The organism is Sphingobium sp. FW305-3-2-15-F-TSA7, assembly GCF_058787155.1.
This window is the reverse complement of sequence record NZ_JBYSZM010000029.1, coordinates 25,732-38,115: the sequence shown is the minus strand read 5'-3', so window position 1 is coordinate 38,115 and position 12,384 is coordinate 25,732. Positions and strand designations below refer to the sequence as shown.

Sequence of the window (12,384 nt, the reverse complement as noted above, 5' to 3'; positions counted from 1 at the left end):
ATGGCCAATGTCGATGGTGCCTGGGACTGCACGATCAAGTCGCCGCTGGGCGATCAGAATGCGGTGCTGACCGTGCAGAGCAGCGGGAGCAGCTTCACCGGCAACATGTCCGGTGCGCTCGGCTCGCTCGACGTCGAGGACGGTGTCGTCGATGGCGACACGCTCAAATGGAAGATGAACATCAAGGTGCCGATGCCGATGACGCTCGATTGCGAGGCCACGGTCGACGGCGATACCTTGACCGGCAGCGCCGGTGCCGGCGCATTCGGCAGCTTTCCGCTGACCGGCACGCGCCAGGGCTGATCCCTCAGGATTGAACACCCCCTGTCATTCCCGCGCACGCGGGAATCCAGCTTTTCTGTGGAATTTCCGAAAGAAGAAGAGGCTGGATTCCCGCGTTCGCGGGAATGACAAAGGATAAAAGAACCGCAGCGAGCCAAGCTGCGCGATCGCCTTGCAGCTCAAAAAATAACCTGTAGTGCAAAATGTATTGCCTCCACCGGCAATCTCTTCATAACGGCGGCGACGCTGGAGAGGAGTAAGGAACAGTGGACGGCCAAGTTGCGTGTGCGCTCGATGGCGTGAAGGTGCTCGATCTTTCGCGCGTGCTCGCCGGGCCGTGGAGCACGCAGATCCTCGCCGATTTCGGCGCCGATGTGATCAAGATCGAACTGCCCGGCAAGGGTGACGATACCCGCGCCTGGGGCCCACCCAATCTGCGCGATGCCGATGGCCATGAAGCGCTCGGCGAAAGCGCCTATTATCTGTCGTGCAACCGCAACAAGCGCTCGGCCGCGATCAATCTCGCCGATCCCGCCGGGGCTGCGCTGATCCGTGCGCTCGCCGCAAAGGCCGATATCGTCGTCGAGAATTTCAAGGTCGGCGGTCTGGCCAAATACGGCCTCGACTATGCCAGCCTGTCCGCCGCCAATCCGCGCCTCGTCTATTGCTCGATCACCGGTTTCGGCCAGACCGGTCCCTATACCGATCGCGGCGGCTATGATTTCGTCGCCCAGGGCATGGGCGGCTTCATGAGTATCACCGGGGAGGAGGGCGGGCAGCCGCTGCGCGCGGGCGTCGCGACCGCCGATCTCGCCACCGGCATGTATGCCACGGTCAGCATCCTGATGGCGTTGCGCCATGCCGAGCGCACGGGCCAGGGCCAGCAGATCGACATCTCGCTGCTCGACACCCAGATCGCCATGCTCGCCAACCAGTCGATGAACTGGCTGGTCGGCGGCGTGGTGCCCGGCCGGCTGGGCAATCGTCACCCGACGGTGGTGCCGTACAAGACCTTCGAAGTGGCGGATGGATCGATCATCATCGCGGTGGGCAATGACGGGCAGTTCGCTCAGCTCTGCCGCGAACTGGATGTGCCCGAACTGATCACCGATCCCCGTTTCGCGACCGGTCGCGCCCGCCTGATCAATCGCGACGAGATCGAGGATATCGTCCAGCGCCTCGTCCGCGATTTCGACGGCGCGACGCTGATCGATCGCCTGGTCGCGTGCAGCGTGCCCGCAGGGCCGGTGAACACGATCAAGGATATCTTCGAGGACCCGTTCGTCGAGGCACGCGGCACCGTGCACCGGTTCGAGCGCGAGGGCGTGGAGGTGCCATCGGTCGCCTTTCCGGGCAAGCTGGGCGAAACGCCGGCGCGATTCGATCGGCCGCCGCCGCGGCTGGGCGAACACAGCGCGGAGATTCTGCGCGACTGGCTGGCGCTGGATGAGGATGAACTGGAACGGCTCGGCAATGCCCGCGTCGTCGAGCAGCGTTTGGGATTGAACGAGGAGAGCGGAAATGAAGCTTGAGAACGGCATCGCGGCGATCGTGACGGGTGGCGCTTCGGGCCTGGGCGAAGCAACCGCGCGGTCCTTGGCGGCAAAGGGCGTGAAGGTCGCGCTGTTCGACATGAACGCCGAACGCGGCGAGCAGGTCGCAGCCGAAATCGGCGGCGTCTTCTGTGAGGTGAACGTGACCGACGAGGCGGCGGTCGCGGCGGGGTTCGACACAGCGCGCGCGGCGCATGGCCAGGAACGGATCCTGGTCAATTGCGCGGGACGCGGCAATGCGATGAAGACCGCGAGCCGCGACAAGGTGACGGGCGAAGCCAAATATTTCCCCAGCGACGCGTTCGACATGATCCTCCAGATCAATCTGGTCGGCACGTTCCGCTGCATTTCGCGCTCGGCCGCCGGCATGCTCGATCTGGAGCCGATGGAGGATGGCGAGCGAGGGGTGATCATCAACACCGCCAGCGTCGCGGCGCAGGATGGGCAAATGGGCCAGGCCGCCTATGCCGCGTCGAAGGGCGGCATCACCTCGCTCACGCTCACCGTGGCGCGCGACCTGATGGGTGACGGCATACGCTGCAACTGCATCCTGCCTGGCATTTTCGATACGCCGCTGCTGGCACGCGCGCCCGAAGCGGTGCGCGCCGGGCTGGCCGCCAGTGTGCCCTTTCCCAAGCGACTCGGCCGGCCGCAGGAATATGCGCAGCTCGCGCTCGGCATGATCGAAAATGGCTATTTCAACGGGGAGAATGTGCGGCTGGACGGCGCCATCCGCATGCAGCCAAGATAGGGTTGGCGGCGCCTGAATTTTGCACTATGGTGCAAATTCATTTAGGCGCCGTCGCGCCGTGCAGGAAGAGGATCGATCCATGGCCACCGCCATCTCCAGCCCGGAAGGTGAAGAGGTCTTCGTTCATTACGAGGTGCGGGGCAGTGTCGCCTGGGTGTCGCTGGCGCGGCCCGAAGTGAACAATGCGCAGAATTACCGGCTGCTCAATCAGCTCGACGCCTGTTTCCGCCGCGCGGTCGACGACGATGCGGTGCGCGTCGTCGTGCTTGGTGGACAGGGCAAGCATTTCTCGGCCGGCCATGATCTCGGCACGCCCGCCAAGGACACGCATCTGCCGCGCGAACGCGTGCTGCTGTGGGACGATCACACCACCAAGGACGGCGCCGAGCGGCAATATACGCTCGAACAGGATGCCTATCTCGGCCTGTGCCGCCGCTGGCAGGACATGCCCAAGCCGACGATCGCGATGGTTCAGGGGGCATGTATCGCCGGCGGGCTGATGCTGGCGATGGTCTGCGACATGATCGTCGCGTCCGAAGACGCCTTCTTCCAGGATCCGGTGGTGCGCATGGGGGTGCCAGGGGTCGAATATAGCGCGCATCTATGGGAATTGCCGCCGCGGATCGCGCGCGAATTCCTCTATCTCGGCGCACGGATGCCCGCACAGCGTGCCTATGATCTGGGCATGATCAATCGCGTCGTGCCGCGTGAGCGGCTGGAGGCGGAAGTGACCGCGATCGCCGACGAGATCGCGACGCGGCCGCGTTTCGGACTGACACTCAGCAAGCAATCGATGAATTTCATCGAGGATCTGCGCGGCAAGCGCACGTCGATGGATGCGCTGTTCCACATGCATCACCTGGCGCATGCGCATAATCAGCTCACCACCGGCACCCTGACCGGGGGCATGGGCGCCAAGGAAATGTCGAGCGCGAACAAGGCCGGCGCCGGCGAGCAGGGCGAAGGCTGACCGTGCCGGCGACGCAACGGGTCGAGGCGATCGGACTGGGTGGCGCCGAGCTTGCCGGTCTGCTGCGCGATGCGGCGGGTGCGGTTCAGGCGTTCGTGGCGGCGGTGCGCCCCGCAATTGCCGAACGCGTCTCGGTCGGGGGCAGGGTCGACCGGGCGCGTGCCGATGACGAGCAGCATATCGTCCATGGCTTCGGCTGGTACGCATCCTATGCCGAGCTGATGAACCAGGTCGCCGGCTGGGCCGAGCGGCTGTCTGCCGAAGGCCGTTTCGGCGAGACCGAGGCCTTGCTTTCCCAATTGCTGTTCGGCGAATATGCGCAGCAACTTGCCGGCGGCATCGCGATGAACCAGGGCGAGGTCGCGCGGCCCGGCGATTTTACCGACGATGCGGCGATACTCGCGCATCTCGACGATCCTGCGCTGCGGCGGCTCGCGCGCGACGGCACACGGCAATCGGTCAAGAGCGCGGTCGCCGATCGTATCGCGACGGCAAGCGGCCATGCGACGGTCGAGATCACCGGGCTCGACGATACGCTCGAAATGGTCCGCGACCAGTTCTTCGCCTTCGCACAGGAGAAGGTGACCCCCTTTGCGCAGCAATGGCATCTCGATGACGCGCTGATCCCGCTGCCGCTGGTCGAGGAACTCGGCGCGATGGGGGTGTTCGGCCTGACCATTGACGAGGACTATGGTGGTCATGGCATGGGGAAGACCGCCATGTGCGTCGTGTCCGAGGAATTGTCGCGCGGCTGGATCGGCGTGGGATCGCTTGCCACCCGCTCCGAGATTGCGGGCGAACTCATTCTTTCGGGTGGCACCGAGGCGCAGAAGCGCCATTGGCTGCCGCTGATCGCGAGTGCGGAGATCCTGCCGACGGCGGTGTTCACCGAACCCGATACCGGATCGGACCTCGGCGCGCTGCGCACACGCGCGACGATCGACGGCGATTTTTATTCGATCGCGGGCGCCAAGACCTGGATCACCCATGCCGCGCGCGCCGACATGATGACCTTGCTGGTGCGCACCGATCCGGAGACGAAGGATCATCGCGGCCTGTCGATGCTGCTCGCGCCCAAGCCGCGCGGCACGGTGGAGGATCCGTTCCCGGCCGAGGGCATGAGCGGCGGCGAGATCGGCGTGATCGGCTATCGCGGCATGAAGGAATATGAGATCGGTTTCGACGGCTTCCGCGTCGACCGCGCCAATCTGCTCGGCGGGATCGAGGGGCAGGGCTTCAAGCAGCTGATGGCCACGTTCGAAAGCGCGCGCATCCAGACCGCCGCCCGCGCGGTCGGCGTGGCGCAGGCAGCGCTCGATACCGGTCTGGCCTATGCCTTGGCGCGCCGGCAATTCGCGCGGCCGATCTTCGAATTTCCGCGCGTCGCCAACAAGCTGGCGATGATGGCGGCGGAGATCATGGGCGTGCGCCAGCTCACCTATTTCGCGGCGCGCCAGAAGGACGCCGGCAAGCGCTGCGATCTGGAAGCTGGCATGGCCAAGTTGATCGCCGCGCGCGTCGCCTGGGCCGCGGCGGACAATGCGCTGCAGATCCATGGCGGCAACGGTTTCGCCGAGGAATATGTCGCGAGCCGCCTGCTCGCCGATGCGCGCATCCTCAACATCTTCGAGGGTGCGGGCGAAATCCAGGCACAGGTGATTGCGCGCCGTTTGCTGGAGGACAAGAACTGATGGGGCAGGGGCCGCTTTCGGGCGTACGGATCGTCGAATTCGCCGGGATCGGGCCGGGGCCCTTTTGCGGCATGCTGCTCTCCGATCTGGGCGCCGACGTGATCCGGATCGACCGGCTGGGCGCCGATGGCGGCGGGATCGGCAACGTCACCGCGCGCGGCCGTCGGTCGCTGGCGTTCGACCTCAAGGATCCGGCGTCGATCGCGACCTGCCTCGACCTGATCGAGAAAGCCGATGCGCTGTTCGAGGGATTTCGCCCGGGGGTGATGGAGCGGCTGGGGCTGGGCCCTGAGGTTGCGCTCGCCCGCAATCCGCGCCTTGTCTATGGCCGCATGACCGGCTGGGGACAGACCGGGCCGCTTGCCCAGGCCGCGGGCCATGACATCAATTATATCGCGATCTCGGGCGCGCTCCATGCGATCGGAACCGCCGACAAGCCGGTGCCGCCGCTCAACGTCGTCGGCGATTTCGGCGGCGGATCGCTCTATCTCGCCATGGGGCTGCTGGCCGGCGTGATCAGCGCGCGAGAGACCGGCAAAGGGCAGGTGGTCGATTGCGCCATCGCGGAAGGCGCGGCGTCGCTGATGTCGATGTTCTACGGCTTCAATGGGGTCGGCCGCTGGAAGGACCGGCGTGAGGCCAATCTGCTCGATGGCGGCGCGCATTTCTACAACAGCTATCGCTGCGCCGATGGCGGCTGGATCGCGCTGGGCTCGATCGAGCCGCAATTCTACGCTTTGCTTGTCGAGAAGGCCGGGCTCGACGACGCCTTTGCCGCGCAGATGGATCGTGCCCGCTGGCCGGAGCTCAAGGCGAAGCTGGCGGAAGTGATCGCACGCAAGACGCGCGACGAATGGTGTTCGCTGTTCGAAGGGACGGATGCCTGCTTCGCGCCGGTACTCGGTATCGAGGAAGCGCCCGCCTATCCGCACAATGTTGAACGCGGCCTGTTCGTCGAAGTGGAGGGCATCGTCCAGCCCGGTCCGGTGCCGCGCTTTTCGGGCACGCCAGGCGCGGTCCAGGGGCCGCCACCGGTCGTTGGCGCGCATACCGACGAGGTGCTGCGCGATTGGGGCGTCGGCGCCGCACACTGAGTTGGGAGAGTGATGATGGATAGCACGGAACGACGCGGCGCATTGAAGGCGATGCTCGCGGCGCCACTTGCGGCCGGCCTGCTGGCCGAGCCGGCGGCTGCGAAGGAGAAGGGCGCGAAGATGCACGGAAACCCGGGAGACATGCTCGCCGATCTGGTGGCTCGCCAGCAGATCACCGACGTGCTGTTCGATTATGCCCGCGGCAACGACCGGCTCGACGAGGCGCTGCTGCGATCCTGCTTCTGGCCGGATGCACAGCATCAGCATGGCCGCTTCAAGGGATTGTCGCAGGATTTCATCGGTTTCGCGGTGAAGATCGTCGGCGGTGTGATCATGACGACGCACGCGATCAGCAATGTCTCGATCCGGCTGAAGGGCGATCGCGCCTTCACCGAATGCTATTTCGCGGCACATCATCGCAGGCTGAATGCGGCCAAGACCGACGAGGAGGATTTCTTCGTCAGCGGCCGTTATCTCGACCGGTTCGAACGGCGCGGCGGCGAATGGAAGATCGCGCAGCGGCGCGGCCTTACCGACTGGGAACGCGTCGAGGCCCGAGCGGACGTCTCGATGGCGAATGCGCCGAAGGAACATCTCAGCCAGCGCAAGCCCGACGATCCTTATTATACGATGCTCGCGGAGTTCGAGGCGGGGCGCTAAATCGGTCTATCGCCTTTCTTGTCATTCCCGCGCATGCGGGAATCCAGCTTTTCCGTGAAGCATCGGAAAGAAGAAGCGGGATTCCCGCTTTCGCGGGAATGACATAAGATGGGTATCGGCGCGCCGGAGGGACACAACGGCGACTCGGAAACTGCGTCGGGTTTGGAACGAGGGCGAGACACGTGGCGAAACTCAATATCAACGGCAAGGATCGCGAGATCGCGGCGGCGGCGGATACGCCTTTGCTCTGGGTGCTGCGCGACGAGATCGGGCTGACCGGTACCAAGTTCGGTTGCGGTATCGCGCAATGCGGCGCCTGCACCGTCCATGCCGATGGCGAAGCGATACGGTCCTGCGTCACCACGGTCGAGATGGCGCAGGGCATGCGCATCACCACGATCGAGGGGCTGGAGGCGAAGCATCCGCTCCAGGCCGCCTGGGAACGTCATAATGTGCCACAATGCGGCTATTGCCAGTCGGGCCAGATCATGAGCGCCGCGGCTTTGCTCGCGGTGAAGCCCAAACCTTCGGACGCCGAGATCGTCGAGGCGATGAACGGCAATATCTGCCGTTGCGGCTGCTACAATCGCATCAAGGCGGCGATCAAGGATGCCGCGGGAGTGGCGGCATGAGCGGTCGCGAACGCATCGGCGCTTCGCGCCGCGAGCTGCTGATCGGCGCGCTGCTTGTCGGTGGCGCGCTGGTCGTCGGCGGCACGCCCGGCCTCGCGGCTGCGGCTGAAGAGGCCGATTTTGTCGCATTCGGGCCCTTTGTCCGTATCGCGCCCGATGACAGCGTCACCGTCATCGCCAAATTCTCCGAGCTCGGCCAGGGCGCGCAGAGCGGTCTGGCTGCGCTGGTCGCCGAGGAACTCGATGCCGACTGGTCCAAGGTTTCGGTCGAAAATGCAGCTGCGGACGTCAAGCTCTATGCGCGCGGTGGTTTCGGTATCCAGTTGACCGGCGGATCGGGCAGCATCACCGACAGCTGGGACCAGCTCCGCAAGGCGGGTGCCGCGGCGCGTGCGATGTTCGTTTCCGCTGCCGCCGCCGAATGGGGCGTGCCTGCGGCCGAGATCACGGTCGAGAACGGCATCGTCAGCCATGCGGGAAGTGGCAAGCGCAGCGGCTTCGGTCGGCTGGTCGCGGCGGCCGCCAAGGTCACGCCGCCCGTCGAGCCAAAGCTCAAGCCGGCAAGCGCTTACAAGCTGATCGGCACCGATCGCGTCACCCGGCTCGATGCGCGTGCCAAGTCGACGGGCACGGCACGCTTCACCCAGGATGTGCAGTCGCCCGACATGTTGATCGCGGCTGTCGCGCATTCACCGCGCTTCGGCGGAACGGTCGCGTCGTTCGACGACAAGGCGGCGCGCAAGGTCGCGGGGGTCGTCGATGTCGTGCAGATCCCCAGCGGCGTCGCGGTGGTCGCGAGCAACACCCATGCCGCGATCGCCGGGCGTGACGCGCTGGTGGTGCAGTGGAACGACGACAAGGCGGAGAAGCGTTCGTCGGGCGCGATCGCCGAACAGTATCGCGCGATGGCGCATGGCAAGGAAGCCGTGCAATGGGCACCGTTCGATCAGCGCGGTGACGCCGCCAAGGCGTTCGACGATCCCGCGCGCACCCTCGATATCGACATGACGCAGCCCTTCCTCGCCCATGCCTCGATGGAGCCGATGAACTGCGTCGCGCTGGTGAAGGAGAAAGGCGCGAAGCTGACCTTCGGTTGCCAGAGCCAGACGATGGACCAGACTGTCATCGCCACGCTGCTCGGCTGCGATCCGTCGGACATCGAGATCGAAACCTTGCCGGCGGGCGGCAGCTTCGGGCGGCGGTCGGTGGCGACCGCCGATTATCAGAAGGAAACCGTCGAGGTTGCGCGGCGGATGAAAGGGCGTCCGGTCAAATTGGTCTGGACGCGCGAGGACGATACGGGCGGCGGCTATTACCGTCCGCTCACCCATCATCGCGCACGCATTGCGGTCGATGCGGACGGCTATCCCGCAGCATGGGAGCATCGTGTCGTCACCGCATCGCTGATGCGCGGCACGCCGTTCGAGATGGTGATCAAGGACGGTGTCGACAGCACCGGGGTGGAGGGTGTGCAGGGCTCGCCCTATCTCAAGGCGACGCCGGTGGTCGACGCCAGGGCATTCCATCCGGAGACCAAGGTTCCGGTGATGTGGCTGCGCTCGGTCGGCGCGACGCATACCGCGATGATGATGGAACATGCGATCGATCAGCTCGCGCACCGCGCCGGCGTCGATCCCGTCGCCTATCGCCGCGCGATCTATGCCAAGGCCAAGGCGGAATCGCATCTCGCGGTGCTCGATTTCGCCGCCGAGAAGGCGGGCTGGGGCAAGCCGATCGAGAAGGGCTGGGCGCGCGGCGTCGCGGTGCACGAATGTTTCGGCTCGACCGTCGCCAATATCGTCGAGGTCGGACTGGTGAATGGCGAGCCGCGCGTGCGCCGCGTGGTGGTCGCGATCGATTGCGGGATCGCGGTCGCGCCCGATCAGGTGCGTGCGCAGATGGAGGGTGGCATCATGTACGGCCTGTCCTACACGCTCTTCGGCGACGTGAAGATCGAGGACGGCATCGTCCAGAACCGGAATTTCGACGGTTATCGCGTGCTCCGCATGGAGGAAGCGCCGGCGGTCGAGGTCCATATCCTGCCCTCGACGCGCAATCCCGCGGGTGCCGGCGAACCGGGGACTCCCGTGGTGGGCCCCGCCGTCGCCAACGCGCTGCTTGCACTCACCGGCAAGCCGACGACCGCCTTGCCGCTGGTAAAGGCCTGATCGCGACGCCGGGCATATCGGATTTGGGAGGCGCCGGCCTCGTCGGCAGGGTTTCGGGGGACTTGCCCCTCCCGACCGTCTGGGCTGTCATCGTCGCGACGCAAACCATGTTCGTGGACTGAACCGCATGATTCGAAGCGAAGACATCATCAGTGACGAACTGCCCGTCGTCGGGCTTGGAAATGATTATATTTCCGGCTTTGTCGATCCGATGCACAGCCATTCCAAGGCGCAATTGCTCTACGCCATCTCCGGGATCATGGAAGTGACGACGGAACGGCGCAGCTTCATCATTCCCACCAATCGCGCGATATGGATTCCGGCCGATTGCCGGCACGAGGTTCGCTATCGCGGTCCGGCCTCGCTGCGCACATTGTATATCGACAATGTCTATGACCTCGAGCCGTCGAAATGCCGTGTGATCGAAGTCTCGAATCTGCTGCGCGCGCTGATCGTCGAAGCGGTCGGATTTTCCTGCGACTATGATGTCGACAGCAGGGAGGGGCGTCTCGTCGGGGTGCTGCTCGAGGAGATCAGGCGGATGTCCAGCATCTCCTATCATGTCACCATCCCGACGGATCCCCGCCTGGCGCGCGTATGTCGGGCCATCCTCGACAATCCGGCGGACACGCGGGTCATCGATGATTGGGCGCTGCAGGTCGGGATGAGCCGGCGCAGCTTCACGCGCCTGTTCCGGCAAGAGCTTGGAATGGGCTTCGCTCTCTGGCGCCAACAGGTGCGCATGCTGGAAGCGATCTCGCTTCTGGAGGCCGGCCATACGGTGGCGTCGGTTGCTTTCGACGTCGGCTATGAGAGCCCCAGCGCCTTCACCGCGATGTTCACGCGCACATTCGGGCGATCGCCCAGCCTTTACGCGGGACGATCGTGAAGGCCTGATCCACGCATCCCTGGGGAACGGAGCGATCACTAGAGTTTGATCCAGCTAGATTAACTCATCTTGTCATTCCCGCGAACGCGGGAATCCCGCTATTCCGTGAAGCATCAGAAAGAAGAAGAAGCGGGATTCCCGCTTTCGCGGGAATGACAATCTGGGGGTGTTTCGACGCAGATGGATCAAACTCTAGCGGGTGCGGACGAGCAGGAGCCCCTGTGCGCGTCCGGCCTTGAGCGTATAGCCGGTGACTTTCCGGCCCCTGTCGCGGGTGAAGCTCAGCGTGACGCCGTCGCCGGAGAATATGTCCTTGCCCTGGGCGACGAAGTGCGTCGCCGGAAGAAAGCCGACGCGGAGATCGAGGCCGTTTCCTGCCGCGGACACTATGTGATCGGCGTCGAGTTCGTCGCTCGAATAGCGGCCGGCATAGTCCTGCAGCGAATAGGGCTTCTCCAGCGCATAGGGCGGGGATTTCGCGGCCTGGTCGTAAGCCCGGCGATATTGCGGCTTGGGCAATTCCGTCGGCGGGCCCTTCAGCAGATCCTGGGGCAGATACAGGTCGGCTACGGCGCGGCTCAGATTGGTCGCGGGCGCGCCTCCCAGATTGCAGAGGACGGTGACGGCGAGCTTTTGCTTGGGGAAAAGCAGCATGTTCGTCGCATAACCCGGAATGCCGCCGGAATGGCTGACGACGGGCAGGTCACGATAGTCTCCGACGGTGAGGCCCAGCGCGTAGACGGCCGAGTTCTCGTCCGCCCGGGCCGGCTTGCCGTCGTTGAAGGTGCCGGGCGTCCGCAGCGCGTCCACCAGCGCCTGGGGATTCGGGCCGAGGGAAGGGTGGAGGAAATTGTTCGACCAGATCGCCATGTCCTGGACGGACGTCAGTACCGCGCCGTCGCCCAGTATCTGGTCATAGGTGGGGCGCCAGATGGCGAAGCCCTTTCCATCGTCGCGCATATAATGGCCCGGCGCGCGGTTCTTCATGATCATCTGGCGGTCGTCGTAGACGCGGCTATGCAGCATGCCCATCGGTTCGAAGACGTTGCGGCCGAGGAATTCGCCGAGCGGCTGGCCGGCGACGCGTTTGACCACGATCCCCAGCAGGACATAGCCAGAATTGCTGTAGGTATAGGCTGTTCCGGTCGGGAAGTTCAGCTGCTTCTGGCGGGCGATGAGGCCGAGGATCCTCTCCTCCGTGACGGCATCGAGCCAGTTCCAGCCCGAGAATTCCAGCAATGTCAGGAAATCGCGAATGCCGCTGGTGTGGTTGGCCAGATGGCGCAAGGTGATCGGGCGGCCATATTGGGGAATTTCCGGCACATATTTGCGGATATCGTCATCCCAGGACAATTTTCCCTGTTGGGCGAGCAGCTCGACGGCGGTGGTGGTGAAATGCTTCGACAGCGATGCGATGTTGAACACCGTGTCGGGCCGGTTCGCCACGCCCTGTTCGAGGTCGGCCATGCCGTAACCCGCCTGAAGGACGGATTTGCCGTCGCGCGTCACCCCGACGGAGCAGCCCGGGCTGGCGCTGCTCGCCCAGGGCGCGAAGATCGCGTCGACGGCTTCTTTCCGGGACTCGGCATGCGCGGTTCCCGTCAGGCAAAGGCTCAGGGCGACACAGAAGCCAAGTCTCGTCATCGGATGATCCATTCTCGCTGTGAAGGCCAAGCGCCTTGCGGGTTTGAAAC

At 64.8% G+C, this 12,384-nt stretch carries 11 protein-coding genes; 10 read left to right on the top strand and 1 reads right to left on the bottom strand.

What is annotated here, in order from left to right; translation table 11 throughout:
• The 10 genes from AC3WN8_RS21090 to AC3WN8_RS21045 all read left to right on the top strand — a co-directional run bounded on the left by AC3WN8_RS21090 (position 1) and on the right by AC3WN8_RS21045 (position 10,690).
• Positions 1–303: a hypothetical protein gene (locus AC3WN8_RS21090; protein ID WP_492671450.1), complete on the top strand. Its 303-nt coding sequence runs from the start codon at positions 1–3 to the stop codon at positions 301–303.
• A 245-nt stretch (positions 304–548) separates the two neighbouring features.
• Complete coding sequence (locus tag AC3WN8_RS21085; RefSeq protein WP_492671449.1) at positions 549–1,814, top strand: CaiB/BaiF CoA transferase family protein; 1,266 nt, start codon at positions 549–551, stop codon at positions 1,812–1,814.
• Entirely contained in the window at positions 1,804–2,586 is a 783-nt protein-coding gene (locus AC3WN8_RS21080; protein WP_492671448.1) for an SDR family NAD(P)-dependent oxidoreductase, read from the top strand. Before AC3WN8_RS21085 ends, AC3WN8_RS21080 begins: the two co-directional genes overlap by 11 nt.
• A 79-nt stretch (positions 2,587–2,665) precedes the next feature.
• On the top strand, positions 2,666–3,556 hold the full coding sequence (locus tag AC3WN8_RS21075; protein WP_492671447.1) for an enoyl-CoA hydratase: 891 nt from the start codon (positions 2,666–2,668) through the stop codon (positions 3,554–3,556).
• 2 nt (positions 3,557–3,558) lie between these two features.
• Positions 3,559–5,247 (top strand): acyl-CoA dehydrogenase family protein, encoded by a 1,689-nt coding sequence (locus AC3WN8_RS21070; RefSeq protein ID WP_492671446.1) that lies wholly within the window; start codon positions 3,559–3,561, stop codon positions 5,245–5,247.
• Positions 5,247–6,341, top strand: coding sequence for a CaiB/BaiF CoA transferase family protein (locus AC3WN8_RS21065; protein ID WP_492671445.1), 1,095 nt, complete (start codon positions 5,247–5,249; stop codon positions 6,339–6,341). Before AC3WN8_RS21070 ends, AC3WN8_RS21065 begins: the two co-directional genes overlap by 1 nt.
• 15 nt (positions 6,342–6,356) lie before the next feature.
• Complete coding sequence (locus AC3WN8_RS21060) at positions 6,357–7,001, top strand: nuclear transport factor 2 family protein (protein ID WP_492671444.1); 645 nt, start codon at positions 6,357–6,359, stop codon at positions 6,999–7,001.
• 182 nt (positions 7,002–7,183) lie between these two features.
• Positions 7,184–7,633 (top strand): (2Fe-2S)-binding protein, encoded by a 450-nt coding sequence (locus AC3WN8_RS21055; RefSeq protein WP_492671443.1) that lies wholly within the window; start codon positions 7,184–7,186, stop codon positions 7,631–7,633.
• A complete protein-coding gene (locus AC3WN8_RS21050; RefSeq protein WP_492671442.1) occupies positions 7,630–9,801 on the top strand; it encodes a xanthine dehydrogenase family protein molybdopterin-binding subunit in 2,172 nt (723 codons plus the stop codon). The genes AC3WN8_RS21055 and AC3WN8_RS21050 overlap by 4 nt, the downstream gene beginning before the upstream one ends.
• A gap of 127 nt (positions 9,802–9,928) precedes the next feature.
• Positions 9,929–10,690 (top strand): AraC family transcriptional regulator, encoded by a 762-nt coding sequence (locus tag AC3WN8_RS21045; protein WP_492671441.1) that lies wholly within the window; start codon positions 9,929–9,931, stop codon positions 10,688–10,690.
• 192 nt (positions 10,691–10,882) lie between these two features.
• On the opposite strand, the gene AC3WN8_RS21040 is transcribed toward AC3WN8_RS21045, so the two are convergent.
• Positions 10,883–12,334: a serine hydrolase domain-containing protein gene (locus AC3WN8_RS21040; RefSeq protein ID WP_492671440.1), complete on the bottom strand. Its 1,452-nt coding sequence runs from the start codon at positions 12,332–12,334 to the stop codon at positions 10,883–10,885.
• Between the last annotated feature and the right edge of the window lie 50 nt (positions 12,335–12,384).

Excerpts from the sequence above, each read along its gene's own strand:
- AC3WN8_RS21090 (WP_492671450.1), top strand. The coding sequence starts at position 1 with ATGGCCAATGTCGATGGTGCCTGGGACTGCACGATCAAGTCGCCGCTG.
- AC3WN8_RS21080 (WP_492671448.1), top strand. The coding sequence starts at position 1,804 with ATGAAGCTTGAGAACGGCATCGCGGCGATCGTGACGGGTGGCGCTTCG.
- AC3WN8_RS21075 (WP_492671447.1), top strand. The coding sequence starts at position 2,666 with ATGGCCACCGCCATCTCCAGCCCGGAAGGTGAAGAGGTCTTCGTTCAT.
- AC3WN8_RS21065 (WP_492671445.1), top strand. The coding sequence starts at position 5,247 with ATGGGGCAGGGGCCGCTTTCGGGCGTACGGATCGTCGAATTCGCCGGG.
- AC3WN8_RS21060 (WP_492671444.1), top strand. The coding sequence starts at position 6,357 with ATGGATAGCACGGAACGACGCGGCGCATTGAAGGCGATGCTCGCGGCG.
- AC3WN8_RS21050 (WP_492671442.1), top strand. The coding sequence starts at position 7,630 with ATGAGCGGTCGCGAACGCATCGGCGCTTCGCGCCGCGAGCTGCTGATC.
- AC3WN8_RS21045 (WP_492671441.1), top strand. The coding sequence starts at position 9,929 with ATGATTCGAAGCGAAGACATCATCAGTGACGAACTGCCCGTCGTCGGG.
- AC3WN8_RS21040 (WP_492671440.1), bottom strand. The coding sequence starts at position 12,334 with ATGACGAGACTTGGCTTCTGTGTCGCCCTGAGCCTTTGCCTGACGGGA.